Consider the following 24722-nt stretch of genomic DNA (forward strand, 5'->3'; position numbering starts at 1 on the left):
TCGTCTTACCGACGGGGTAGCGGGGGATCGGGGATTTATTTGGGATAGAGCGGCGGCAACCCGTTATCACCCGTCGGATCCTGGGTGCGTTCGGCAATCGGAATGGTACGAATCACCCGCCACAGCTCCTCACCCTGCCAATGCTGCCCGGCTTCGCTGTACAGCGCGCCATTCAAACCATCCAGCGCATCGGACAACGGCACGAAACGCGCGGCCATGTCGGCCAGGGTTTCCGGTTGCTGGCGGGCCCAGGCGTCGAGGGCCTGGCGGGTGGCGTGGGGGTCGTTGGCCAGGCATGCGCGCTTGAGCTCGTCGAGCACCGTGCGCGGGCTCGGGCCGGCTTGCACGGCGCGCAGCACCGCCGGTTGCGAACGCGCGCGCCACCACAGGCCGAAGCCGAGGAGGGTGGTGCAGGCGAGGATCAGGCTGCTGAGCTTCCAGCGCCACAAGGCTTCGTTTTCAGCCGCCGCATTGACCGGGGAAACACCGGCCGGCGTGTCGACCATCAGGCTCGGATTTGCCGCCACCTGCAGGCTTCTGGCCGGCAGGCTGCTGTGCTCCAGATGATCCTCGAAGGTGTTCCACCAGACCACTTCCACCGAGGGCAACTCGATCGAGCCACTGCGCGACGGCACCAGCGCTTCACGGTCCTCGCGGCTGCCGACCAGCCCGCGATCACTGTTCTGATTGCCCAGCACCGGCTGATCGGGATAACGACGCAAGCCATTGGCTTCTGTACCGGGCAGCGGCGGCAATTGCGAGCTGGCCAGGCCTTCGGCTTTCACCGTCAGGCTGCGGGTCAGCGAATCGCCCACCTGAACATGCTCCGGTTCCGGGTTCCAGGTCTCGCTCAGGGTCAGACTGCGTGCCGGCAGCCAGGGCATGTCGGCCGGGTAGGTGATGGGTTTGGCCTTGACCGTGAGCAGCAGTTCGGCGGAGCTGACGCGCATCAGCTTGCCGGACTTGGGTGACTGCGCAGCGGCGTCCTGCGCAGGCTGCGCGTCCACCAGCGCGGCGTTGAAGACCTGCCCCGGAATGATCAGTTCGCCGCTGTGCTGCGGGTAGATCGCGTAGCGCATTTCAATCACGCCATGGCGCACGCCATTGATGTCTTTTTCGTAGGTGCGCGACTCGCCCAGCTGTTCGATGCGCGCATCGGGAATCTGCAAAGGCGGCAGGCTGCTGTCGTCGTACAGCGACACCGAATGGTAGATGCGCAGGGTCAGGATGGCCTGGGCCTGCACGTAAACGCTGGACTGATCGAGGCTGGCATCGATGAACACCGGTGCCAGTTTGTTGGTGTTTTCCTGGGCTTCACTCTCGACCACTTGCACGGTGATCGGCTGGCTCTGCACGTCGCCCAGGCTCAGCGCCGGGATCACCACGCTGCCGTTCTGCTTGGGCAGCAGGGTGACGATCCAGCGGGTGGTGGCGCGGTTGTCGCCGTCAATGGTGTTCAACTGGTTGACCTGGCGGGTGCCGCGCACTTCGAACAAGGGCTCCAGCGGCGCCAGGTCCGGCTTGCCGAACTGGGTGACGTCGTTGGATTCCAGGGTCAGTTCGATCGTCTCCCCGGAGTTCAGGCGCGTGCGATCGACACTGGAAACCAGCTCGGCGGCCTGGGCCTGAACGGCGCAAAACAGCAGGGTGAGGGTGAAAGCGGTGCAGCGGGTCATCGAGTTTTTCCCTGATCCTGATGTTGTTGCTGTTCGTACCAGAATTTACGCCTGAGCAATTCCCCCGGATTATCCGGGATCTGCCGCAGCCATTGCTCCAGCGCTTGCTGCTGTTCGCCCTCGATGCTGTCGCTGGCCGGGCGCATGGGTGGCGTGGTGTGTTGTTCGTCACCCAGTTCGCTGCCCGGCACTTCGTTGGCTCCGGGCTTTGGCGGCGTCGTGGCGGATTGGTCGTCCTCGGCGCTGGCTTGCTCCTCGGCGTTTTTCGGCTCTCCCGGACCCTGCGGCTGGGTGGCGGCACCGGGCGGCGATTCCTGCTCGGAAGTCTCGGGCTGCTCGGTCTTGTCCGGTTCGTTGGCCGGCGGATTGGCTTTCTGCTTGAGCAGATTTTCCACCAGGGCCTTGTTGGTCAGCGCCGGGCGTAGGTCCGGTTGACGTTCAAGGGCCTGTTCGTAGGCATCCAGCGCGGCTTCCAGCTCGCCACTCCTGGCCAGGGCATTGCCTCGATTGTAGTGGGCGTTGGCGTCATTGCCCTCGGCGAACCGCTGGGCGGCGGCGCTGTAGTCGCCGGCCTCGTAAAGGGCCACGCCTTGCCATTGATGATCTTCGAAATGCTGCGCGGCCTCGGCCGGGCGCTTCTGGTTGAGCAGGTGCAGGCCGCGCTGATCGGGGCGCAGCCACAGGTCCTGGAAGTCGAAGGCATAACCCTGTTGCGGCAGGGCCAACAGCAGCGGCAGGCAGAACAGCCAGCCACGGCGCCCGGCGCAGGCCGCCAGCAACAACAACGGCAACAGGAGCCAGTAACCCTGATCGGCCCAGGTATCCAGGCGCAGGGTCTGGCCGTCGTTGCGCAGGCTGCGCGGGCCGTCGAGCAGGCCCAGGCCGCGCAGGTCGGCGTCGCTCAGGCGCGCGTGGCGATAGCGCCCGTCCAGCTCATTGACGAAAGCTTTCAGGCCGGGCTCGTCCAGATGCGGCACCAGAATCGCGCCCTGTTCGTCCTTGAGGAAGCTGCCGTCTTCCTGGGTGATAGGCGTGCCTTCGGCGGTGCCGACGCCGATCATCAGCAGTTGGGTAGATTTGCCGCTCAGTGCCTGGCGGATGCCCTGGCGTTCGAGTTCGCTCAAGGACGAGCCGATCAACAGGATGCGGCCGTCGCCCAGAGCGGCTTGGTCCAGCAGGTTCAGCGCCTTGATCACCGCCAGGTCGGCGCGATGACCGGCTTCGGGCATCAACGACGGCTTGAGCGCGTCCAGCAGGTTGCGGCTGGTGGACAGGTCGTCCGACAGCGGCACCAGGGTGTGGGCGCTGCCGGCGTAGACGACGATGGCGGTCTGCGCATCGCTGCGAACCTGCAACAGGTCCAGCAGCTTGCGCCGGGCCTGTTCCAGGCGATTGGGCTGGACATCGGTGGCGAGCATTTCCGGGGTCAATTCCAGGATCGCTACCAGCGGGTCGGCGGGTTTCTGGCTTTGCTGCTCGACACGCTCCCAACTCGGCCCCAGCAATGCGAGCACGGTCAGCAACCATGCCACTCCCAGCGCGACCCACGGCAGTTTGCTGCCGCGACCGTTGCCACCGCTGAGCAGCACGCCATGAAAAGCCGGCGGCAGAATCATCTGCCAGCGTCCGGCGCGTTTCTGCCGATGCCAGAGTTGCCACAGCAGCCAGCCCAGCAGCGGCAACAGCAGCAGCCACCAGGGGCGGAACCAGAAGGGCCAGAGCGCGCTCATCGGCGTCTCCGCAGGCGCAGGCGTTTGAGTCGCTGGCGCCAGTCAGGCAATTGCGTTTGCAAAAACAGATCCTTGGTCATCAGGCGTTGCAGCGGGTTGTCCGGCCACAGCTCGCGGGCCACCAGCAACATGCTCAAGATCAGCGCCATTGCCAGCGGCCATTGATACAGCGCCTGAGCCGGACGCGCCTGGGTCGGTTGTTGGGTCACCGGTTCCAGCTGGTCGAGGGTGTCCTTGATCGCTTGCAGTTCTTCGCCGTCGCGGGCGCGGAAGTATTGGCCACCGGTAACTTCGGCAATCGCCTTGAGGGAAGGCTCGTCCAGGTCCAGACTCGGATTGACGCCGAGGAAACCCAGGGTGCCACTTTGCTCAGGATCGGCACCGATGCCGATCGGGTAGATCTTCACGCCTTCCCGGGCGGCCAGGCGCGCGGCGGTGAGCGGGTCGATTTCGCCGCCATTGTTGGCGCCGTCGGTGACCAGGATCAGTACCCGGCTCTGGGCGGGGCGCAGTCGCAGACGTTTGAGAGCCAGACCGATGGCGTCGCCGATGGCGGTGTTCTTGCCGGCGATGCCGATGCGCGCTTCATCGAGCCAGACCCGCACAGTGTGGCGGTCGAAGGTCAAAGGCGCCTGCAGATAGGCCTGGCTGCCGAACAGGATCAGGCCGACCCGGTCGCCGTCACGGTGTTCGAGGAAATCGCCGAACAGGTGCTGGACCAGCGCCAGGCGGCTGACGTCCTCGTCCTGCCACTGCATGTCGGGGAAATCCATGGAACCCGACACGTCCACTGCCACCAGCAGGTCACGGCCGCTGGCGGCAATCGGCAGCGGTTCGCCGAGCCATTGCGGGCGCGCGGCGGCGGTCAGCAGCATCAGCCACAACAGCAGGAACGGCGCCTGTTGCCGCCAGGCCGGCAGGTTGGCGCGGGCACGGCGCCGGGCCAGCCCTTCGAGGTCGTTGAGGAAGCTGACCTTGAGTGCAGGCTCGCCGCTATCGGCCACCGGCAACGCGATGCGCATCAGCCACGGCAGGGGCAAAAGGATGAAGATCCACGGCCAGGCGAACTCAAACATGTTTGCGAATCCAGGTGTCGACCGCCTGGGTCAGGCCAGCGATGGCCTTGTCGTCGAGTTTGCATTCGGGTTTGTAGGCGCCTTCGACCAGCACCATCCAGCGGGTCAGGCCGGCGGCCGGGCAGCGGTTGTCGAGGAAGGCCAGCCATTTGCGGCCATTGAGTGTATGGCTCTGGCTGTTGGGGTAATGGTTGCGACACAGGCGCTTGAGCAGGCCGTTGAGCTGCTGCAGCCAGGCACCGGCGGGGGCGCCATCGTAGGGCTTGGGCATCAGCGCCAGTTCCGCCAGGGCGGCGATGCGTGCCGGGTCCAGCGGCTGTTCGGCACGCACGATGCGTTTCTTCTGCGGAATGAAATGTCGCAGCTTCCACGCGGCGAAACCAATGACGGGGATCAGCAACAGCAGCAACCACCAGCCCGGCGCCGGCGGCCAGAAGCCAATCGGAGGCGGGGAAATCAGCGGTTGAAGATTTTCCAGTCCGTTCATCGACCTTTCCCCGGTTTCTGCGGGTTCAGGTACTCACGCAATTGCTCGACCATTTCGCTCTGGGTGCTCAGCGGCATCATCAACACCCGCAGCTTTTGCGCCAGCAGTTCCCAACGGGCGATGCGCGTTTCGGCCTGGGCGCGGTAGGTCTGGCGCAGTTCGAAATTCAGGGTGTCGAGCTCCAGTTGTGCGCCGCGTTCGGCAAAACGCAGCAAGCCGGCGGCGGGCAGGGCGTGATCCAGCGGATCGGACAGCGGCAGCAACAACAGGTCGCAATGTCGGGACAGCAGGCTCAGCTGTTGCTCGGCGCTTTCGGTCAGGGCGCGCTCGTCGCAGATCACGATCACCAGGCTGCCGGGGCGCGAGACTTCCCGGGCGCGGCGCAGGGCGATGCCGAATGCATCGCGGTTCTCTTCGCTCTCGGTGTGCAGCGACTGGTTGACCCGCACCAGACGGTTAAGCAATTGCAGCAGGCTCTGTTTGCTGCGCCGGGGCTTGATCTCGTAGTGCTCGTTGTCGCCGAACACCAGGCCGCCGACCCGGTCGTTATGCCCCAGGGCGGCCCAGCCGATCAGGCTGGCGGCCTGGGCGGCGAGCACCGATTTGAACATCAAGCCCGAGCCGAAGAACAGCCGGCGACTCTGCTCGACCATGATGAAGATCGGCCGTTCGCGTTCTTCGTGGAACAGCTTGGTGTGCGGCTCCTGGGTCCGTGCGGTGACGCGCCAGTCGATGGTGCGCACGTCGTCGCCGGCCTGATAGACCCGCACCTGATCGAAGTCCACGCCACGCCCGCGCAGCTTGGAGTGGTGCAGGCCGATCAGCGGGCTGCGCTGGCTCGGTGTCGAAAACAGCTGCACTTCACGCACGCGGTGACGCATCTCGATCATTTCGGCGAGGGTGATGCGAATACCGGGTTCCGGCGGCAGGGGAGCGTTCATCGGGGTCAAGCGACGGCTACGACGTCGAGAATCCGCTGGACCACGCGGTCCTGGTCGATGCCGGCGGCTTCGGCTTCAAAGGAAAGAATGATGCGGTGGCGCAACACATCGAACAGCACCGCCTGGATGTCTTCGGGGCTGACGAAGTCGCGACCGGCCAGCCAGGCGTGGGCACGGGCGCAACGGTCGAGGGCGATAGAGCCGCGGGGGCTCGCGCCATAGGCGATCCACTCGGCCATTTCGGGGTCGAACTTGGCCGGGTTGCGCGTGGCCATGACCAGTTGCACCAGGTATTCCTCCACGGCATCGGCCATGTACAGACCGAGGATTTCCTTGCGCGCGGCGAAAATCGCCTGCTGGCTGACCCGGCGCTCGGGTTTGGTTTCGCCGTTCAAGGCTTCGCCACGGGCCTGCTGCAGGATCTTGCGTTCGACGGCGGCGTCCGGGAAACCGATTTTTACGTGCAACAGGAAACGGTCGAGTTGGGCTTCCGGCAGGGGATAGGTGCCTTCCTGCTCGATGGGGTTTTGCGTGGCCATCACCAGAAACAGCGGCGACAGCTCGTAAGTGCTGCGCCCGACACTGACCTGGCGCTCGGCCATGGCCTCGAGTAACGCCGACTGAACCTTGGCCGGCGCCCGGTTGATTTCGTCCGCCAGCACCAGATTGTGGAAGATCGGCCCTTGCTGGAACACGAAGCTGCCGGTTTCCGGGCGATAGATTTCCGTGCCGGTGATGTCGGCTGGCAACAGGTCGGGGGTGAACTGGATGCGATGGAACTGGGCTTCGATGCCTTCGGCGAGTTCTTTGATGGCCTTGGTCTTGGCAAGACCCGGAGCGCCCTCGACCAGCATATGGCCGTCGGCGAGCAGGGCGATGAGCAAGCGCTCGATGAGCTTTTCCTGGCCGAGAATCTGCGTTGAAAGAAAGGTTCGCAGCGCGAGAAGCGCTTCACGATGTTCCATCGATGACTGTTCCTGCAAAAAGGTACCCGAGGCCGTTTGGAAAACGCCGGGGCTGGGGGCGTTACTTTAATCCATCGCAGGGGGCGGCGACTAACGGCATTTTGGGGAAAGTGCGGGATGAAGGGGGAAATTGAGGGTAGTGGTGTCTCTGGTGGCCTCTTCGCGGGCAAGCCTCGCTCCTACAGGGCCTGGCGTTGGCACAAAAAAGCCCGAGCAATCACAACCCCTGTGGGAGCGGGCTTGCCCGCGAAGAGGCCGGCAAATCCAGCGTCGATGTCGCCTGACACTCCGCCTTCGCGGGCAAGCCTCGCTCCTACGGCTACTACAACTGGCTGACGTAGGTCCCGGTGCCCTTGAGGATGTTCTGCAAGGTCTCCTCAACCTCCGCCAGATCACTTGCATCGGTGCTGTGGACGATCTCCAGCGAATCATGGCCATTGAGCACATCTGCATCGGTCGCGGCGATTTCGATGAGCAGGCGGGTAGGGCTCAGGGTCACCTTTACGCCGTCCAGGGTCGAAGGCTCGCCATCGAGGGTGATTTCCAGTTCGTCCTCGTCGGGATAGCGGGTCATCAGGAACATTTCGCCCTGGGTGCTGTGGCAGCAGAGCATGGCCATGTTGTCTTCTTCGTCGTCGCACGGGTTGACGATCAAGAGGGCGGTGGTCATTTGCATGGGGAATTCCTGGCTCGGCGAGCATGATGAGGGCGAAAGAAAGGCGATTTTGCCAGCCCCGCGCAATTTCTGCTCGCCCAAGTGTCCGGGCCGTTATGTGAACGAACCCTGAGGTGCTGGTCATTTCTGGTACGTACGTGCCGCAAAACTGGACGGAAATCCGCCGTTTTTCCCCGCGGCTGCTAGTGTTGTTCGATGCGCCGCGACGAACCTGCGTGCCGATGACCGAATATGTCGCAGCATCGCAAGAATGGGCCTTGCCGCACTCGTTAAGCTGCGCAACGGATGTGCACCTGTAAAGACATTGCGCCGTACGCGGTCAGTCGTTTTTACAGATGCCCATTCACGGAAGGTGAATGTGACCAGAGTGTCTCGTCCAGCTTCACCCACCTGTCACCCTGTTTCCTCTGCCCGAGAATCAGGAACAGGGTGACGGGTAGCCCCGAAAAGGGGTTTTGCACGCGACGCTTCCATCAATAACAAGCCCTAGCGGAGTACCACAGATGGCGTTCTTCACCGCAGCCAGCAAAGCCGACTTCCAGCACCAACTGCAAGCGGCACTGGCGCAGCACATCAGTGAACAGGCACTGCCACAAGTGGCGCTGTTCGCTGAACAATTCTTCGGCATTATCTCCCTGGACGAACTGACCCAGCGTCGTTTGTCCGACCTCGCTGGCTGTACTCTTTCTGCATGGCGCCTGCTCGAGCGCTTCGATCACGCGCAACCGCAAGTGCGTGTCTACAACCCCGATTACGAACGCCACGGCTGGCAGTCGACCCATACCGCGGTCGAAGTGCTGCACCACGATCTGCCGTTCCTGGTGGATTCGGTGCGTACCGAGCTGAACCGTCGCGGCTACAGCATCCACACCCTGCAAACCACCGTGCTGAGCGTGCGTCGCGGTGCCAAGGGCGAGCTGCTGGAAATCCTGCCCAAGGGCACCCAGGGCGACGACGTGCTGCATGAGTCGTTGATGTACCTGGAAATCGACCGTTGTGCCAACACCGCCGAATTGAACGTGCTGACCAAAGAGCTGGAGCAAGTGCTCAGCGAAGTGCGCGCCGCGGTGACCGATTTCGAACCGATGAAAGCCAAGGTCCAGGAAATCCTGAGCAGCCTGGACAACAGCTCGTTCGCCGTCGATGCCGAAGAAAAGAACGAAATCAAGGGCTTCCTGGAATGGCTGGTGGGCAACCACTTCACCTTCCTGGGCTACGAAGAGTTCGTGGTCACCGATCAGGCCGATGGCGGCCACATCGAGTACGACCAGAGCTCCTTCCTGGGTCTGACCAAATCCCTGCGTACCGGCCTGACCTACGATGACACGCGCATCGAAGATTACGCCGTGAACTACCTGCGCGAGCCGAAACTGCTGACCTTCGCCAAGGCTGCGCACCCGAGCCGCGTTCACCGTCCGGCTTACCCTGACTACGTGTCGATCCGGGTAATCGACGCCGACGGCAAGGTCGTCAAGGAATGCCGTTTCATGGGCCTGTACACCTCGTCGGTGTACGGCGAAAGCGTACGTGCGATCCCGTACATCCGTCGCAAGGTCGCGGAAATCGAAGAGCGCTCCGGCTTCCAGTCCAAGGCCCACCTGGGCAAGGAGCTGGCACAGGTTCTGGAAGTGCTGCCGCGGGACGATCTGTTCCAGACGCCGGTGGACGAGCTGTTCAGCACCGTGATGTCGATCGTGCAGATCCAGGAACGCAACAAGATCCGTGTATTCCTGCGCAAGGACCCTTACGGCCGCTTCTGCTACTGCCTGGCCTACGTGCCGCGTGACATCTATTCCACCGAAGTGCGCCAGAAGATCCAGCAAGTGCTGATGGATCGCCTGAAAGCCTCGGACTGCGAGTTCTGGACTTTCTTCTCCGAGTCCGTACTGGCCCGCGTGCAACTGATCCTGCGCGTCGACCCGAAAAACCGCATCGACATCGACCCGCAGCAGTTGGAAAACGAAGTGATCCAGGCCTGCCGCAGCTGGCAGGACGACTACTCCGCGCTGACCGTCGAAGCCTTCGGCGAAGCCCAGGGCACCAACGTGCTGGCCGACTTCCCGAAAGGCTTCCCGGCCGGTTACCGCGAGCGTTTCGCCGCGCATTCGGCCGTGGTCGACATGCAGCATCTGCTGAACCTCACCGACAAGAAGCCGCTGGTGATGAGCTTCTATCAGCCGCTGGGTCAGGTGTCCGGTCAGCGCGAGCTGCACTGCAAGCTGTACCACGCCGATACCCCGCTGGCCCTGTCCGACGTTCTGCCGATCCTGGAAAACCTCGGCCTGCGCGTGCTGGGTGAATTTCCGTACCGTCTGCGTCACACCAACGGCCGCGAGTTCTGGATTCATGACTTCGCCTTCACCGCTGCCGAAGGCCTGGACCTGGACATCCAGCAACTCAACGACACCCTGCAGGACGCCTTCGTCCACATCGTGCGCGGCGATGCCGAAAACGATGCATTCAACCGTCTGGTACTGACCGCCGGCCTGCCTTGGCGCGACGTGGCGCTGCTGCGTGCCTACGCCCGTTACCTGAAGCAGATCCGTCTGGGTTTCGACCTGGGCTACATCGCCAGCACCCTGAACAACCACACCGACATCGCTCGCGAATTGACCCGGTTGTTCAAGACCCGCTTCTACCTGGCGCGCAAGCTCAGCGGCGACGATCTGGACGACATGCAGCAACGCCTGGAACACGCGATTCTCAGCGCCCTGGACGACGTTCAGGTGCTCAACGAAGACCGCATCCTGCGTCGTTACCTGGACCTGATCAAGGCGACCCTGCGTACCAACTTCTACCAGACTGACGCCAACGGCCATAACAAGTCGTACTTCAGCTTCAAGTTCAATCCGCACCTGATCCCGGAACTGCCAAAACCGGTTCCGAAGTTCGAGATCTTCGTTTACTCGCCGCGCGTCGAAGGCGTGCATCTGCGCTTCGGCAACGTCGCTCGCGGCGGCCTGCGCTGGTCCGACCGTGAAGAAGACTTCCGCACCGAAGTGCTGGGCCTGGTAAAAGCCCAGCAAGTGAAGAACTCGGTGATCGTGCCGGTGGGCGCCAAGGGTGGCTTCCTGCCACGTCGCCTGCCGCTGGGCGGCAGCCGGGACGAGATCGCGGCCGAAGGCATCGCCTGCTACCGCATCTTCATTTCGGGCTTGCTCGACATCACCGACAACCTGAAAGACGGCGCGCTGGTTCCGCCAGCCAACGTCGTGCGTCATGACCAGGACGACCCGTACCTGGTAGTGGCGGCGGACAAGGGCACCGCGACCTTCTCCGACATTGCCAACGGCATCGCCATCGACTATGGCTTCTGGCTGGGTGACGCGTTCGCCTCCGGCGGTTCGGCCGGTTACGACCACAAGAAGATGGGCATCACCGCCAAGGGCGCGTGGGTTGGCGTACAGCGCCACTTCCGTGAGCGTGGCATCAATGTCCAGGAAGACAACATCACTGTGGTGGGCGTCGGCGACATGGCCGGTGACGTGTTCGGTAACGGCTTGCTGATGTCCGACAAGCTGCAACTGGTCGCCGCCTTCAACCACATGCACATCTTCATCGACCCGAACCCGAACCCGGCGACCAGCTTCGCCGAGCGTCAGCGCATGTTCGACCTGCCGCGTTCGGCGTGGTCGGATTACGATACCAGCATCATGTCCGAAGGTGGCGGTATCTTCTCGCGCAGCGCGAAGAGCATCGCGATCTCCCCGCAGATGCAAGAGCGTTTCGACATCAAGGCCGACAAGCTGACCCCGACCGAACTGCTCAATGCCTTGCTCAAGGCACCGGTGGATCTGTTGTGGAACGGTGGTATCGGTACCTACGTCAAAGCCAGCACCGAAAGCCACGCCGATGTCGGCGACAAGGCCAACGATGCGCTGCGCGTGAACGGCAACGAACTGCGCTGCAAAGTAGTGGGCGAGGGCGGTAACCTCGGCATGACCCAACTGGGTCGCGTCGAATTCGGTCTCAATGGCGGCGGTTCCAACACCGACTTCATCGACAACGCCGGTGGCGTGGACTGCTCCGACCACGAAGTGAACATCAAGATCCTGCTGAACGAAGTGGTTCAGGCCGGCGACATGACCGACAAGCAACGCAACGAGTTGCTGGCGAGCATGACTGACGAAGTCGGTGGCCTGGTGCTGGGCAACAACTACAAGCAGACCCAGGCGCTGTCCCTGGCTGCTCGTCGTGCCCTGCCACGTATCGCTGAATACAAGCGTCTGATGAACGACCTGGAAGGTCGCGGCAAGCTGGATCGCGGCATCGAGTTCCTGCCGTCGGAAGAGCAGATCAACGAACGCGTCGCAGCCGGCCACGGCTTGACCCGTCCGGAGCTGTCGGTGCTGATCTCCTACAGCAAGATCGACCTCAAGGAGCAGCTGCTGGGCTCCCTGGTGCCGGACGACGACTACCTGACCCGCGACATGGAAACCGCGTTCCCGCCGACGCTGGTGAACAAGTTCTCCGACGCCATGCGTCGTCACCGTCTGAAGCGCGAAATCGTCAGCACCCAGATCGCCAACGATCTGGTCAACCACATGGGCATCACCTTCGTTCAGCGACTCAAGGAGTCGACCGGCATGACCCCGGCGAACGTGGCCGGCGCGTATGTGATCGTGCGTGACATCTTCCACCTCCCGCACTGGTTCCGTCAGATCGAAGCCCTGGACTACAAGGTTTCCGCCGACGTGCAACTGGAGTTGATGGACGAGCTGATGCGCCTGGGGCGTCGCGCTACGCGCTGGTTCCTGCGCAGCCGTCGCAATGAGCAGAACGCTGCCCGTGACGTCGCCCACTTCGGTCCGCACCTGAAGGAGCTGGGTCTGAGTCTGAACGAGCTGCTGACCGGCCCGACCCTGGAAAACTGGAAGACCCGCTACGAGGCCTACGTCGAGGCGGGCGTTCCGGAGTTGCTGGCACGCATGGTTGCGGGTACCTCGCACCTGTACACCTTGCTGCCGGTGATCGAGGCGTCCGACGTGACTGGTCAGGATCCGGCTGAAGTGGCGAAAGCCTTCTTCGCTGTGGGTGAAGAGCTGAATATCACCTGGTACCTGCAACAGATCAGCGCCTTGCCGGTTGAAAACAACTGGCAGGCCCTGGCCCGTGAAGCGTTCCGCGATGATGTCGACTGGCAACAGCGTGCGATCACCATCTCGGTCCTGAATCTGTGCGAAGCCTCGGTTGAGGCACGCCTGGATTCGTGGATGGCGCAACACGCCAGCATGATCGAACGCTGGCGCGCGATGCTGGTGGAAATCCGTGCCGCCAGCGGTACCGACTACGCCATGTACGCAGTGGCCAACCGCGAGTTGCTGGATCTGGCCCTGAGCGGCCAGGCGCCGGCACCTGCTGCGGCACCTGCCAAAGTGGAGCTGGAATCGGCGGTCTGATAAGCCGTTGAATGAAAAAGCCCCGTATCGCGAGATGCGGGGCTTTTTTGTTTGCGCTGTTTTGCGCGCGATCAGATGCCGTCCAGTTGCTCCCTGGGGTCGATGAACAGCGGATAAGGTGTCGAACCAGTCGGGTAGGGTACATCGCGCTCCAGGATCTTGAGATTGAAGGTCACGGGATCGCCAACGTGATCGGTGTAGGCATACACCTTTGGGCTTTCGATCAAGTGGCGTTTGACCGTGTCGGCATTCCTGGCCTTGAGGTAAACCCTGGCTTCGTCTTTTTTCAGGTCATCGAGGGTGATGATGTCCTGATCCATGTTCAGCAGGTTGAACGAGGTGGTGCTGCCACCGGCACCGACGAACGCGCCCAGCAGGCCGTGAGGGTTTTTGCTCAGGTATTTGCCCAGATAGGCTTCGCTGCGGATCTGGATGTTGTAGTAATCGTCGTAGCAGCAGAAATACACAATCATCTCGTCCGACCGGGTCAGGCCCACGGCCTTGTTGATCTTGTGCACCCGCACCATGCTTTTGCCGATCTCGGAATATCGATGGGCGGTGGTCAGCAGATTGGCCTGGGTTGCGTTGTTGCCCAGCATCTGGCCGAAGAACTTCATCGGCGTGTCGTCGCAGCGGATGCGTGCGATAAATGATCTTTTCTGGTCTGTACTCATAATGATCTCCATGACTTTGAGAGTTCGCGTCGTGCGAGCGGCCAGAGTAATGGAGTTCAGCTTTGTGGATAGTGCGGAACAATTGCCTGATATTGCTATGAAGTTACTTATCCCCTGTGGGAGCGGGCTTGCTCGCGAATGCGGAGTGTCAGTCAGCCTATATGTTTCTGATACAGCGCATTCGCGAGCAAGCCCGCTCCCACAGTTTTAATCGCATTGCACAAGACTAAAGTGCATGCAGGCTCATTGTGGGAGCGAGCCTGCTCGCGATGAGTCCATTCGTATCAATACAACTTCGTCCCGGAATTGTTATCAATCATCGACACTTTATCAGTCGGATTCCTCAACAAACTGTTCAATGACTGGTCGAACTTCTGCAGCGCCCTGACCTGCATGTTTTGCTGTTCGTTAATGTCGGCAACGATGTCTTCACTGCGCTTGAAGTCCGCCCAGACCGGGCTCAGTTCCATCGCGTCACGGCCGTGTGCGGTGCCGATGTAATTGAGGTGGCTGTCGTAGAAGTGCGCACTGACATCCGATTCAATGTCGGAGCTGCGAGAGGTAATGAGCTGACTGCGGGTATTCACCACGGCGATCACATCCGGTTTGGCCGCCTTCAGGCTCTGCATGTCCGGATACACCGTGACCGAACCGAACTGCCGTTGCAGAGACGCCTTGACCCAGTCCACCGCCATATCGGGCTTGGAGGTGGCAACGTAGGCATCGTAAATCGGCTGCACCAGCAGGCTCTGGCCGAAACCGGTGCCGGCGTTGGCCTGGTAGTCCTGCAGGTAGGCGCGGTTGGCCTGAGTGTTGCGGCTATAGACCACGCCCAGGGAAACCTGGCTACCATTCGGGATACTGGTTGCGTTGCTGCGGCCCACCGGCTCGCTGAAGATGCCGTCCAGCGAGGAAACCGCGGAAGGTGCCGTAGGGATCGAGCAACCGGTTAACAGAGCCGTTATTGCCAGCGTACTGATCAAGGCAAGTTTCATGGTGTATCTCCTATGCAAAAGCAGTCAGGCAAGCAGTCGCCAATTGAGGGGGCCGAGTTCATCGGCGGTCACTCAAGGTTAAACCGGTAATTATTTAATGAAATAACCCCTACGTATGGTTGTCAGGGCGGCGGTAGTTTTGTTTGGTGTAAAGAAAGTCGGTTAATTGCCACAGGATATAAAAAGGCCCGAATCGTCGAATCAGGCCTTTTTATTTATGGCTGCCGGTTCAGCGATCAGTTTTTCAAAGGAACAAGTACTTCTTCGTCCGGCGACAGGACCATGAATACCAGCAACTTCGCAGGCTTGGTCTTGCTGGCGTTTTTCGATACCAGATGTTCGGAGCCCGCCGCCTCATACCAGAACTCGCCGGCCTTGTAGGTCACTTCTTTTTCGCCTTTGACTTGCGAAGTGATTTCACCTTCGAGCACATAGGCCATCGCTGTTCCGTCGTGCCTGTGGGCAATCGAAGACTGGCCGGGCTTGTAGTCCACTTCAATCATCAGTGCCTTTTTGCCCGGTACGTTTTTGAGCATTTGATCCTGCAGGATCGTGATCTTTTCCGAAGGGCCATGGGCGAAAGCCGAGGCGGAAACGGTCAAGGACAGGGCAACCAGGGAAGCGGCACAGAAGCGCAAAACGTTCATGTTCATTACCTGCGTGGGATGAGTTGTCAGGGACAAATCTAGTCCGCGGCGGGGACCAAACAAACAGCCAATATTGAGGAAGGTCAGGGGACCAATTGCCGGCAGGCGGATAAAACTGTAGGTGCGAGCACGCTCGCGATGAACGACCAGACACCGCGGGCATCCAGACATCCCGCGTCATCGTTGACGTCCATCGCGAGCGTGCTCGCTCCTACAGGTACAGGCGGTGTTTTAGCGAATGGGAAAGCTGTTGAAGTCCACGGCATTGGCCAGTTGGCAGTCGATCAGGTCGATGAAGCCTTGCGCCTCGGGGCTGTTGAAATGCGATTGCATCGCCGCTTCCGATTGCCAGTGGGCGCTGACGGTCCAGCGGTTACTGTCCTCGGGGCAGCGGTCGACCATATAGGAATCACAGCCCGGTGTAGCACGCAGGGTGTCGACAATCTTTTGCAGTTGCTTACCCAGTTCTTCCGAGCGGCCGGAGACGGCCTGTACCTTTACGGTATTGATCACTTTGTAGGACATTGGCTCACACTCCTGAATCAGGTCGGACGAATCCTGCTCATTGAGAGATTTCACCCTTGCAGGATAGGCCTGCACCCCCGGACTACCAATAGCCAATCGCCGGATAAAGTCGCATACCAATCCGTCAGGCGACTTGTTGCAGGATGTCCCGCAGCCGGTCCAGCGCAATATCGATGTCCAGGGTCTCGATGGAACCAAACCCCAGGAAAAACCCGTTCTGCGGTGGCAACTGATAGTAGAAGCTGTCGATTGCATACAGCCCGACTTCGACCTTTTTCGCCAGTTCGATCACCAGCGGCACGTCGATCGGCACTTTGCACAACACCACCATGTGGAAACCGGCCCGGGTCGGCACCGCTTCAAGCCACGGCGACAGATCGCCGGCCATGCGCGCCAGGATGCGCTCGCGTCTGCCGGCATAAATGGTGTGGCAGCGGCGAATGTGCTTGAGCAGGCAGCCTTCGGCGATGAACTTGGCCAGCGCCCACTGGGGCAGGGTGGAGGTGTGCAGGTCGGTCAGCTGCTTGGCGCGCACCACCGCTTCGAGAATTGCCGGAGGCAGAATCGCGTAACCCAGGCGCAGTTCCGGCAGCAGGGTTTTGGAGAAGGTGCCGACGTAGGCGACGATCCCCCGTTCATCCATGCTCTGCAGCGAGTCCGTGGGCCGGCCTTCGTAGCGGAATTCGCTGTCGTAGTCGTCCTCGATGATGATCGCGCCCAACTCGTGGGCCTTGGCCAGCAGGGCCACTCTCCGTTCCTGGCTCATGGGCATACCGAGGGGAAACTGGTGCGAAGGCGTGACGTAGATCAGCCGTGTACCCAGGGGAATCTTGTCCACCTGGATGCCCTCGGCGTCCACCGGAACGCCGATCACAGTTGCGCCATGGGTGCCGAACAGCAGGCGGGCGGGCGGATAACCGGGGTCTTCCATGGCCACGATGCTGCCGGGCCGGGTGAGTACGCGGGAAATCAGGTCCAGGGCCTGTTGGGCGCCGTTGCACACCACAACGTCCTCGTCCTGGCAGTTGACCCCGCGAGAGAACGAGATGTGCCGGGCGATGGCATTGCGCAGCGCCGGCAGACCTTCGGCCAGGCTGTAGAAACCCTTGGACGAGGCGATCTGGCGCAGGGCGTGGGCCGTGCAGCGGCGCCAGTCGTCCTGGGGGAACTGACCCTTGCCGGTGGCGCCGCCGATGAAGTCATAACGCAACGAGCCTTCCAGGGTCGGGTGGCGCAGAAACACCGGCAGATTGCGCCAGGACTCGATCACCTCAAATCCCGCCAGCTCCGAAGGGTTCTGCTTGCGCTCGACCTTCGAGGCCCGGGCATTGACGTAGGTGCCTTTGCCGATTACCCCGGTGAGGAAGTTTTCATAGGTCAGTTGGGCGTAGGTATCGGAAATGGTCTTGCGCGAAATGCCCAGTTGCTCGGCCAGCAAGCGGCTGGGTGGGAGCTGCGTCCCTGCTGCCAGGCGGCCCGATTCGATGGCGCTGCGCAGTTGGTTGTACAACTGGCCCGCCAGATCCTTGCGGCCGTTGATGACAACATGAAGTTCCATACCGACAGGCTCCTGCGGTGATCTGTTCGCGGCGTGCGTTGCGAAAGATTACCCGGATTGGCCTACAGGAATGAAGTTGTGCAGGGAAAAAACGCCGAATTGGACTAGTGCGACAGTGGTCTGCCGAAAAAACGAGGAAGTGGCCGTTGGCCGAAAGGCACTTGATTGTTAGGATGGCACCCAGTTCAACTTCACCGGTATCGGTAAAGCGAAGTTTGAAGTTTCTTACAGTTTTGGTATCTCCACCATCAGCCTTGTAATGATTATTGCAGGGCTTTTTTTATGGTTGTAATAACGCTGTTCCGATACTCATCCTTGCAAGTTGTTTATCTTGCAAGGATGAGCCGGGGCACGAGTCATTGCCAGGCTCAGCTGGCTTTGACGGGAAGGCTTTGCGTACGTTCGGCGGTGCTACTGTTGTCGTGCTTGATGCGTTCGTTCTGGGCGGCAAGCTCTTGAGCACGGGCGTTTGCGCGTTCGATCAGGCGATCGCTGCCACCTTCGGCGAAGGTCAGGCCGGAGAAAGCTGCGCACAACAGGCTGCCTACGATAACAAGATTTTTCATGATGTTTACCTTTGAGCTAGAGTTGAGGGTGTCTGGTTGACGGCGCCAGTTTAAGTAGCGTTTGGCTCGGCAAGGAATATCCAATTTCGCAATTATCGGGGTGATCAATAGTTGTTTACGAAGTTGGATTGCTCAACTTGAGAAAGAGGCGGTGCTCGTATTTGAAGCAGGTGTGGAGATACGCATTAGTTCAGCGCAACGGTCAGTAAAGTGGTCAACCGCTTTTTCGCACAATTGGATCTGGCGTCATCCGCCGCATGTGCCACTCTTCAAATATCTCACCTGATTTGCATAGGCCTGCCATGAACCCTCGTCTGGACTACTACAGCGCGTCTCCCAAGGCGATGAAAGCGATGATCGCCATGGAAGCGCTTACCAGCAGCTTGAGCATCGAAGCGCAATTGCTGCACCTGATTAAAATTCGCGCCTCGCAGCTCAACGGTTGTGCGTTTTGCACCGACATGCACTCGGTGGACGCCCGGCGCCTGGGTGAAACCGACCGGCGCCTGTATTCAATCGTGGTCTGGCGCGACAGCAACTTCTTCAACCCCCGCGAGCGCGCTGCCCTGGCCTGGACCGAAGCGGTGACGCTGCTTTCGGAAAACCACGTGCCGGACGACGTCTATGAACAGGCGCGGGAGCAGTTCAGCGAAGGCGAACTGGTGGACCTGACTATCGCCGTCACCACTATCAACAGCTGGAACCGGCTGGCGGTGAGCTTCCGGCAAAGCCCGAGTACCTGAGCGACTGTCATATCCGTTTCATGAACGATGCGCACGATGGTATTCCCAGAGATCGACAGGGAGTCATCAATGTCATTCATGGAGCCTTCCGGCCAACGCTACATCGCGCCGTACCGCGCATCCACCGCCAACACCTCCAGTTCCTGGCGCGATCGTGCCGCGGACATCGACACGCTATCGGCGCAGTGCTTCAGCGTCACCGCCCGTTGCGGCTGCTACATGCAGGCGGCCCGGCGCCTGAACATCAAGGCGACACTGCTGCGCAAGCAACTGGCCCAGCTCGAAGCGCAACTGCAATGTTCATTGTTCAGCGCATCGGACAACGGCGTGGCCCTGAGCCGCGACGGGTTGCAATTGCAGGCGCAACTGATCGCACTGGCGCATGAACGTGATCTGCCGGTGATCGAACAACCTCAGGTACGCCTGGCCGTCTCCGAATCGATCCTGCACGACATTCTTGGTCGCGACCTGGTGGCACTGCTGCGGCGCAACGCCAGTGTGCGCCTGGACATCATCACACTCGACAGCGAACTGGCCCTGCAAGCGGTGAGTGCCGACGTGGTGGTGTGGCTGGCGGGCACCGATGCGCCGCTGCCAGGCCCGAGTTTCGCCACCGCCGAGCCTGAGCGTCTGGCGCGAGTGGATTACCTGCCGCACATCGCCAAGCGTTATTCCCGGGCGGCCTCGCGTCCCGATAGCCTCGATGATCTAGCGGACTTTTTGCTGGTGCAGTGGCAGCAGGACCGCGAGATCGAAAGCTTCAGGCCGTGGAATTCACTGGTCGACCAGCGTCTGGCCGGGGTCGTGCAGTTGCATGCCTATGGCTTGATGCAGGAGATGATCCGTTGCAGCGCCTGCATCGGTCTGCTGCCCGGCTACATGAGCCGTTTTGACCGCGGGCTGATCGGGTTGCCGGAGCTGTTCAGTCAGCCGATGCAGCGGCAGGTGTGGATGGCAGTGAATGCCGAGACACAGGGCGAGGCGCAGGTGCAGATGCTGGTGGAAATGATCCACGACACCTTCCGCGAGCGGCGGGATTGGTTCCACCCACTGTAGGAGCCGAGCTTGCTCGCGATGGTGGTCAACGATAATGCGGGAAACCTGATGCCCCGCGGCGTCTGTGAGTCCATCGCGAGCAAGCTCGGCTCCTACAGGGGGAGGAACCTCGCCATCCGGGAGATCAGCAGGTTAGAGTGACCAGCCACACCCGCATCAAGGACGAATCACCCATGCCCGCAACCGAGCCCCTCATCACCCTCGAACGCCTCAACGAATCCCACCTCGAAGGCATCACCGCGCTGTACCACGAACCCGCTTTCGCCCGGCAGACCCTGCAAATGCCGTTTCCCTCCATGGAGCTGTGGCGCAAGCGCATCGACCCCGACAACGAGCGCAAGGTGCAACTGGTGGCGGTGCATCAGGGTACTGTCATCGGCAACATCAGCATGGAACAGTATGTTCGCGTCCGTCGCAGCCACGCCGGCAGCTTCGGCATGGGCGTGGCGGTGGCGTGGCAGGGCAAGGGCGTGGGGTCGAAGCTGCTGGCGGCGGCGCTGGACATTGCCGACAACTGGATGAACCTGCGGCGCATCGAACTGACCGTGTATGTCGACAATGAAGCGGCCATTGGGCTGTACCGCAAATTCGGGTTCGAGACCGAAGGGGTGCTGCGCGATTACGGCTTGCGAGACGGGAAGTGGGTTGATGTGTTGAGCATGGCGCGGTTGCGTTCCATGCCAAACTGATAACCCCCCGTGGGAGTGGGCTCGCTCGCGAAAGCGGTGTGTCAGACAACATCAATGTCGACTGGAACGCCGCCTTCGCGAGCAAGCCCGCTCCCACATTGGATTAGCGTCAAACTTCCATATTGATCCAACCTACCTTGGGCTCTTCCGGCGCCACGGCATTGATGCTCTTGCCCGTCGCCACCTCAACCCGCCGCGCCACCTCCGGGTCATCGGCAAACGGAATCAGGCTCGCCTCATCCAGGCTTTCAGCGCTCTGGTGGCGCAGACAATACTCGACGGCAAACCACAAAAACGCCACGCCCAAGACATTCAACATGATCTCCATCATCAGGCTATCCGCGCCTCCTGCTCGGCCATCGATACGTCCGCCGCCCGCACCGTGCGCCACACGTTCCAGGCCATCAGCAGCATGCCGGTGAGGAAGAACACGCCGCCGACAAAGCGCACCACGAACCCCGGATGGCTGGCCTGCAAGGCTTCGACGAAGGAGTAGGTCAGCGTGCCGTCGTCGTTGATCGCGCGCCACATCAGGCCCTGGGTGATGCCGTTGACCCACATCGAGGCGATGTACAGCACGGTGCCGATGGTGGCCAGCCAGAAGTGCAGGTTGATCAGCGGTGTGCTGTGCATCTGCTCGCGACCAAAGACCTTGGGCACCATGTGATAGGTCGCGCCAAAGGTGATCATCGCCACCCAGCCCAGGGCGCCGGCATGTACGTGGCCGATGGTCCAGTCGGTGTAGTGGGAGAGGGCGTTGACCGTCTTGATCGCCATCATCGGACCTTCGAAGGTCGACATGCCGTAGAAGGCCAGGGACAGCACCAGGAATCGCAGGATCGGGTCGGTGCGCAATTTATGCCAGGCGCCCGAGAGGGTCATCATGCCGTTGATCATCCCGCCCCAACTCGGCGCCAGCAGGATCAGCGACATGGCCATGCCCAGCGACTGCGCCCAGTCCGGCAATGCGGTGTAGTGCAGGTGGTGGGGACCGGCCCAGATGTACAGGGTGATCAGCGCCCAGAAATGCACGATCGACAGGCGATACGAATACACCGGCCGATTCGCTTGTTTTGGCACGAAGTAATACATCATCCCCAGAAACCCGGTGGTCAGGAAAAAGCCCACGGCGTTGTGCCCGTACCACCACTGCACCATCGCGTCGGTGGCGCCGGAGTACACCGGATAAGACTTGAACCAGCTCACCGGAATCGACAGGTGGTTGACCACGTGCAGCATGGCGATCACCACGATGAAGGCGCCGAAGAACCAGTTGCCGACGTAGATGTGCTTGGTCTTGCGCCGTACCACGGTGGTGAAAAACACGATGGCATAGGCCACCCAGACCACCGTCATCCACACCGCGCCCGAGAACTCGATCTCGGCGTATTCCTTGGTCGTGGTGTAGCCCAGCGGCAGGCTGACCAGCATCACCACGATCACCGACTGCCAGCCCCAGAAGGTGAAGGCGGCGAGGGTGTCGGAAAACAGCCGCACCTGACAGGTGCGCTGCACCGCGTAGTAACTGGCGGCGAACTGCGCGCTGCCGGCGAAGCCGAAAATCACCAGGCTCGTGTGCAGCGGTCGCAGGCGGCCGAAGCTGGTCCATGGCAGGTCCAGGTTCATTTCGGGCCATACCAGTTGCGAGGCGATCCACACGCCCATCGCCATTCCCACGATGCCCCAGAACACTGTTGCGATGATGAATTGGCGCACGACCTTGTAGTTATAAGCCTGTCCGAGAGTTGCTGTGCTCATGCTCGATGCTTCCACGATTGCAAAGTCGGGCAACTGTAAAAACACCGGCCATTTCAAAACAGGCTCAGGAAAAGCTCATTTGTGCGGATCAGACAGAACCTCAGCCACAGTGCGTTCAAACGCCATCTGATACGGTTTTTTCAGAATTAAGTGAGTCTGTAACTCGCTGCGCCGCAAGCCCATAGTCATCAAAAACCTGTAGGAGCGAGCACGCTCGCGATGGCCGTCAACGATAACGCGGGAAACCTGTTGCCCCGCGGTGTCTGTGATTCCATCGCGAGCGTGCTCGCTCCTACAGGAAAGCGGAACAAATCCTGATGAGGTGGCCAGATGTATCAGTACGACGACTATGACCGGGCGCTGGTGTTCGAGCGGGTTGCGCAGTTTCGCGATCAGGTCGCGCGCTACATGGCCGGCGAGCTGAGCGAAGAAGAGTTCCTGCCGCTGCGCCTGCAAAACGGCCTGTACCTGCAAAAGCACGCCTACATGCTGCGGGTGGCGATTCCCTACGGCACCCTGAGCGCACGGCAGATGCGCACGCTGGCGAGCATCGCCCGGGATTACGATCGCGGTTACGGCCATTTCACCACCCGCCAGAACATGCAGTTCAACTGGATCGAACTGGCCCAGGTGCCGGAGATTCTCGAACGCCTGGCCGAAGTCGAGATGCACGCGATCCAGACCTCCGGCAACTGCGTGCGCAACATCACCACCGAAGCCTTCGCCGGGGTCGCGGCGGACGAAATGATCGACCCGCGCCCGCTGGCCGAGATCCTGCGCCAGTGGTCGACCATCAACCCGGAATTCCTGTTCCTGCCGCGCAAGTTCAAGATCGCCATCTGCTCGGCCGAACAGGACCGCGCGGCGATCATGATGCATGACATCGGCCTCTACCTGTATCCGGGTGAAGACGGGCAGATGCTGCTGCGGGTGATCGTCGGCGGCGGCCTGGGGCGCACGCCGATCCTCGGTTTGCAGATTCGCGACGGCTTGCCGTGGCAGCACCTGTTGTCCTACGTCGAAGCGGTGCTGCGGGTGTACAACCGCCACGGCCGGCGCGACAACAAGTACAAGGCGCGGATCAAGATCCTGGTCAAGGCCTTGGGCATCGAAGCTTTCGCCCGGGAAGTGGAGGAGGAGTGGCAGTACCTCAAGGACGGCCCGGCGCAGTTGACCCTGGATGAATTCGAGCGGGTCGCCAGTGCTTTCGTCGCCCCGGAGTATCGTGATCTGGCGAGTATCGATCTGGAATTCGGCGCCCATATGGCGCAGAACCCGGCCTTCGCCCGCTGGGTGTTGCGAAACGTGCAGGCGCACAAGGTGCCGGGTTATGTCAGCGTCGTGCTGTCGACCAAACCGGGTTTCAGTTCGCCGCCGGGGGATGTCACCACGGCGCAGATGGAGGCGATCGCCGACTGGTCCGAGCGCTTCGGTTTCGGTGAAATCCGCATCGCCCATGAACAGAACGTGGTGCTGCCGGACGTGCCCAAGGCGGAACTGTTCGCGCTATGGAGCCTGGCCTGCGAGCACAATCTGGGCAGCGCCAACGTTGGTCTGCTCACCGACATGATCGCCTGTCCCGGTGGCGATTTTTGTGCGCTGGCCAACGCCAAGTCGATCCCCATTGCGCAAGGCATCGCCGCGCGATTCGAGGACCTCGATTACCTGCACGACCTGGGCGACATCAGCCTCAACATCTCCGGCTGCATGAACGCCTGCGGTCACCACCACATCGGCAACATCGGCATTCTGGGCGTCGATAAGAACGGCAGCGAGTGGTACCAGATCACCCTCGGCGGCGCCCAGGGCAAGAACAGCGCGCTGGGCAAGGTGATCGGCCCGTCGTTCAGCGCCAGCGAAGTGCCCGAGGTCATCGAGTGCATTGTCGAGACATTTGTGCGTTATCGGGAAAGCGAAGAGCTGTTCGTCGATACCGTGCAGCGCATCGGTCTTGAGCCGTTCAAGGAGTCGGTTTATCCGAAAGCGCTGGAGGTGTCGGCATGAACAATCTGTTGCGGCTGGAGGCGGGCGTGGCGCGGATTGATGCCGAGGATTCGTGGACGCTGGTCAGGGACCTGGAGGCGCCGCTGTCTGGTGCGGCATTGATTCTGCCGCTGGCCAAGTGGCTGGAAAATCCGCAGCAACAGGCGGTATGGCTGGGGCCGGACGATGAGGTGGAAAGCCTCAAACCGTGGCTTGAGCAGCTGACATTGATCGCCCTGGATTTCCCCAGCTTCCGTGACGGCCGCGCTTACAGCCAGGCCTACCTGCTGCGCACCCGACTGGGCTGGACGGGCGAACTGCGCGCCATCGGCGATGTGTTGCGCGATCAGCTCAGCCACATGCGTCAGTGCGGTTTCGACAGCTTCGCGGTACGCGAAGACAAATCCGCCGAGGATGCGTTGAAAGGGCTGGCGGGGATGAGCGTGCTATACGGGCGCTCGGTGATCGAGCCACGACCGTTGTTCCGCAGACGGTAGGAGGCTGGCCGGGGAATTGGTGAACAACGCAGAACCCTGTGGGAGCGTGGCTTGCCCGCGAAGGCGTCAGGTCGGCCGACA

At 61.3% G+C, this 24722-nt stretch carries 21 protein-coding genes; 6 read left to right on the top strand and 15 right to left on the bottom strand.

Annotated elements, in window-relative coordinates; genetic code table 11:
* Positions 1-35: 35 nt before the first annotated feature.
* The 7 genes from K9857_RS20850 to K9857_RS20880 form a co-directional block, all read right to left on the bottom strand.
* Positions 36-1676, bottom strand: coding sequence for a BatD family protein (locus K9857_RS20850; protein WP_224538865.1), 1641 nt, complete (start codon positions 1674-1676; stop codon positions 36-38).
* Complete coding sequence (locus K9857_RS20855; RefSeq protein WP_224538867.1) at positions 1673-3406, bottom strand: tetratricopeptide repeat protein; 1734 nt, start codon at positions 3404-3406, stop codon at positions 1673-1675. The genes K9857_RS20850 and K9857_RS20855 overlap by 4 nt, the downstream gene beginning before the upstream one ends.
* Positions 3403-4482 (bottom strand): vWA domain-containing protein, encoded by a 1080-nt coding sequence (locus K9857_RS20860; RefSeq protein WP_224538869.1) that lies wholly within the window; start codon positions 4480-4482, stop codon positions 3403-3405. The genes K9857_RS20855 and K9857_RS20860 overlap by 4 nt, the downstream gene beginning before the upstream one ends.
* Positions 4475-4969, bottom strand: coding sequence for a DUF4381 domain-containing protein (locus K9857_RS20865; RefSeq protein WP_224538871.1), 495 nt, complete (start codon positions 4967-4969; stop codon positions 4475-4477). Before K9857_RS20865 ends, K9857_RS20860 begins: the two co-directional genes overlap by 8 nt.
* Complete coding sequence (locus tag K9857_RS20870) at positions 4966-5910, bottom strand: DUF58 domain-containing protein (RefSeq protein WP_175378271.1); 945 nt, start codon at positions 5908-5910, stop codon at positions 4966-4968. Before K9857_RS20870 ends, K9857_RS20865 begins: the two co-directional genes overlap by 4 nt.
* A gap of 5 nt (positions 5911-5915) precedes the next feature.
* Positions 5916-6875: an AAA family ATPase gene (locus K9857_RS20875; RefSeq protein WP_224538873.1), complete on the bottom strand. Its 960-nt coding sequence runs from the start codon at positions 6873-6875 to the stop codon at positions 5916-5918.
* A 322-nt stretch (positions 6876-7197) separates the two neighbouring features.
* Complete coding sequence (locus tag K9857_RS20880; protein WP_224538875.1) at positions 7198-7551, bottom strand: hypothetical protein; 354 nt, start codon at positions 7549-7551, stop codon at positions 7198-7200.
* 503 nt (positions 7552-8054) lie between these two features.
* Between K9857_RS20880 and K9857_RS20885 the strand changes: the two genes are divergently transcribed.
* Entirely contained in the window at positions 8055-12950 is a 4896-nt protein-coding gene (locus K9857_RS20885; protein WP_224538877.1) for an NAD-glutamate dehydrogenase, read from the top strand.
* A gap of 71 nt (positions 12951-13021) precedes the next feature.
* Here K9857_RS20885 and K9857_RS20890 read toward each other — a convergent pair whose 3' ends face one another.
* The 6 genes from K9857_RS20890 to K9857_RS20915 form a co-directional block, all read right to left on the bottom strand.
* Positions 13022-13624 carry a hypothetical protein gene (locus tag K9857_RS20890; RefSeq protein ID WP_224538879.1) on the bottom strand — a complete coding sequence of 201 codons (603 nt, stop codon included), beginning with the start codon at positions 13622-13624 and terminating at the stop codon, positions 13022-13024.
* Positions 13625-13908: 284 nt separating this feature from the next.
* The gene (locus K9857_RS20895) at positions 13909-14619 is read right to left on the bottom strand and encodes an ATPase (RefSeq protein WP_224538881.1); all 711 of its coding nucleotides are present in this window, start codon (positions 14617-14619) and stop codon (positions 13909-13911) included.
* Between the two features lie 236 nt (positions 14620-14855).
* Positions 14856-15266: a cupin domain-containing protein gene (locus K9857_RS20900; protein ID WP_224538883.1), complete on the bottom strand. Its 411-nt coding sequence runs from the start codon at positions 15264-15266 to the stop codon at positions 14856-14858.
* A 231-nt stretch (positions 15267-15497) separates the two neighbouring features.
* Positions 15498-15791 carry an antibiotic biosynthesis monooxygenase family protein gene (locus tag K9857_RS20905; protein WP_224538885.1) on the bottom strand — a complete coding sequence of 98 codons (294 nt, stop codon included), beginning with the start codon at positions 15789-15791 and terminating at the stop codon, positions 15498-15500.
* Positions 15792-15915: 124 nt separating this feature from the next.
* A complete protein-coding gene (locus K9857_RS20910; RefSeq protein WP_224538887.1) occupies positions 15916-17349 on the bottom strand; it encodes a PLP-dependent aminotransferase family protein in 1434 nt (477 codons plus the stop codon).
* Between the two features lie 368 nt (positions 17350-17717).
* The gene (locus tag K9857_RS20915; RefSeq protein WP_224538889.1) at positions 17718-17915 is read right to left on the bottom strand and encodes a hypothetical protein; all 198 of its coding nucleotides are present in this window, start codon (positions 17913-17915) and stop codon (positions 17718-17720) included.
* A 302-nt stretch (positions 17916-18217) separates the two neighbouring features.
* Between K9857_RS20915 and K9857_RS20920 the strand changes: the two genes are divergently transcribed.
* From K9857_RS20920 to K9857_RS20930, 3 genes are all read left to right on the top strand, one after another.
* Positions 18218-18658 carry a carboxymuconolactone decarboxylase family protein gene (locus tag K9857_RS20920; RefSeq protein ID WP_175378281.1) on the top strand — a complete coding sequence of 147 codons (441 nt, stop codon included), beginning with the start codon at positions 18218-18220 and terminating at the stop codon, positions 18656-18658.
* 69 nt (positions 18659-18727) lie between these two features.
* Complete coding sequence (locus K9857_RS20925; protein ID WP_224538891.1) at positions 18728-19714, top strand: LysR family transcriptional regulator; 987 nt, start codon at positions 18728-18730, stop codon at positions 19712-19714.
* A 173-nt stretch (positions 19715-19887) separates the two neighbouring features.
* Positions 19888-20403: a GNAT family N-acetyltransferase gene (locus K9857_RS20930; RefSeq protein ID WP_224538892.1), complete on the top strand. Its 516-nt coding sequence runs from the start codon at positions 19888-19890 to the stop codon at positions 20401-20403.
* Positions 20404-20512: 109 nt separating this feature from the next.
* On the opposite strand, the gene K9857_RS20935 is transcribed toward K9857_RS20930, so the two are convergent.
* Positions 20513-20734 (bottom strand): cbb3-type cytochrome c oxidase subunit 3, encoded by a 222-nt coding sequence (locus K9857_RS20935; RefSeq protein ID WP_224538894.1) that lies wholly within the window; start codon positions 20732-20734, stop codon positions 20513-20515.
* The gene (gene ccoN / locus K9857_RS20940) at positions 20734-22161 is read right to left on the bottom strand and encodes a cytochrome-c oxidase, cbb3-type subunit I (protein WP_224538895.1); all 1428 of its coding nucleotides are present in this window, start codon (positions 22159-22161) and stop codon (positions 20734-20736) included. The genes K9857_RS20935 and ccoN overlap by 1 nt, the downstream gene beginning before the upstream one ends.
* Before the next feature lie 330 nt (positions 22162-22491).
* On the opposite strand from ccoN, the gene K9857_RS20945 reads away from it, so the two are divergent.
* Both K9857_RS20945 and K9857_RS20950 read left to right on the top strand, forming a co-directional pair.
* Entirely contained in the window at positions 22492-24165 is a 1674-nt protein-coding gene (locus tag K9857_RS20945) for a nitrite/sulfite reductase (RefSeq protein WP_224538897.1), read from the top strand.
* The gene (locus tag K9857_RS20950) at positions 24162-24641 is read left to right on the top strand and encodes a DUF934 domain-containing protein (protein ID WP_224538900.1); all 480 of its coding nucleotides are present in this window, start codon (positions 24162-24164) and stop codon (positions 24639-24641) included. The genes K9857_RS20945 and K9857_RS20950 overlap by 4 nt, the downstream gene beginning before the upstream one ends.
* Positions 24642-24722: the final 81 nt, after the last annotated feature.

The sequence above is a fragment of the Pseudomonas sp. REP124 genome (assembly GCF_020164475.1).
Classification (GTDB): Bacteria; Pseudomonadota; Gammaproteobacteria; order Pseudomonadales; family Pseudomonadaceae; genus Aquipseudomonas.

What these genes read in the sequence shown, in the direction of transcription:
- K9857_RS20875 (WP_224538873.1), bottom strand. Translation starts at nt 6,875, where the DNA reads ATGGAACATCGTGAAGCGCTTCTCGCGCTGCGAACCTTTCTTTCAACG.
- K9857_RS20900 (WP_224538883.1), bottom strand. Translation starts at nt 15,266, where the DNA reads ATGAACGTTTTGCGCTTCTGTGCCGCTTCCCTGGTTGCCCTGTCCTTG.
- K9857_RS20910 (WP_224538887.1), bottom strand. Translation starts at nt 17,349, where the DNA reads ATGGAACTTCATGTTGTCATCAACGGCCGCAAGGATCTGGCGGGCCAG.
- K9857_RS20945 (WP_224538897.1), top strand. Translation starts at nt 22,492, where the DNA reads ATGTATCAGTACGACGACTATGACCGGGCGCTGGTGTTCGAGCGGGTT.
- K9857_RS20865 (WP_224538871.1), bottom strand. Translation starts at nt 4,969, where the DNA reads ATGAACGGACTGGAAAATCTTCAACCGCTGATTTCCCCGCCTCCGATT.
- ccoN (WP_224538895.1), bottom strand. Translation starts at nt 22,161, where the DNA reads ATGAGCACAGCAACTCTCGGACAGGCTTATAACTACAAGGTCGTGCGC.
- K9857_RS20915 (WP_224538889.1), bottom strand. Translation starts at nt 17,915, where the DNA reads ATGAAAAATCTTGTTATCGTAGGCAGCCTGTTGTGCGCAGCTTTCTCC.
- K9857_RS20920 (WP_175378281.1), top strand. Translation starts at nt 18,218, where the DNA reads ATGAACCCTCGTCTGGACTACTACAGCGCGTCTCCCAAGGCGATGAAA.
- K9857_RS20885 (WP_224538877.1), top strand. Translation starts at nt 8,055, where the DNA reads ATGGCGTTCTTCACCGCAGCCAGCAAAGCCGACTTCCAGCACCAACTG.
- K9857_RS20925 (WP_224538891.1), top strand. Translation starts at nt 18,728, where the DNA reads ATGTCATTCATGGAGCCTTCCGGCCAACGCTACATCGCGCCGTACCGC.
- K9857_RS20860 (WP_224538869.1), bottom strand. Translation starts at nt 4,482, where the DNA reads ATGTTTGAGTTCGCCTGGCCGTGGATCTTCATCCTTTTGCCCCTGCCG.
- K9857_RS20890 (WP_224538879.1), bottom strand. Translation starts at nt 13,624, where the DNA reads ATGAGTACAGACCAGAAAAGATCATTTATCGCACGCATCCGCTGCGAC.
- K9857_RS20850 (WP_224538865.1), bottom strand. Translation starts at nt 1,676, where the DNA reads ATGACCCGCTGCACCGCTTTCACCCTCACCCTGCTGTTTTGCGCCGTT.
- K9857_RS20880 (WP_224538875.1), bottom strand. Translation starts at nt 7,551, where the DNA reads ATGCAAATGACCACCGCCCTCTTGATCGTCAACCCGTGCGACGACGAA.
- K9857_RS20930 (WP_224538892.1), top strand. Translation starts at nt 19,888, where the DNA reads ATGCCCGCAACCGAGCCCCTCATCACCCTCGAACGCCTCAACGAATCC.
- K9857_RS20855 (WP_224538867.1), bottom strand. Translation starts at nt 3,406, where the DNA reads ATGAGCGCGCTCTGGCCCTTCTGGTTCCGCCCCTGGTGGCTGCTGCTG.
- K9857_RS20895 (WP_224538881.1), bottom strand. Translation starts at nt 14,619, where the DNA reads ATGAAACTTGCCTTGATCAGTACGCTGGCAATAACGGCTCTGTTAACC.
- K9857_RS20905 (WP_224538885.1), bottom strand. Translation starts at nt 15,791, where the DNA reads ATGTCCTACAAAGTGATCAATACCGTAAAGGTACAGGCCGTCTCCGGC.
- K9857_RS20870 (WP_175378271.1), bottom strand. Translation starts at nt 5,910, where the DNA reads ATGAACGCTCCCCTGCCGCCGGAACCCGGTATTCGCATCACCCTCGCC.
- K9857_RS20935 (WP_224538894.1), bottom strand. Translation starts at nt 20,734, where the DNA reads ATGATGGAGATCATGTTGAATGTCTTGGGCGTGGCGTTTTTGTGGTTT.
- K9857_RS20950 (WP_224538900.1), top strand. Translation starts at nt 24,162, where the DNA reads ATGAACAATCTGTTGCGGCTGGAGGCGGGCGTGGCGCGGATTGATGCC.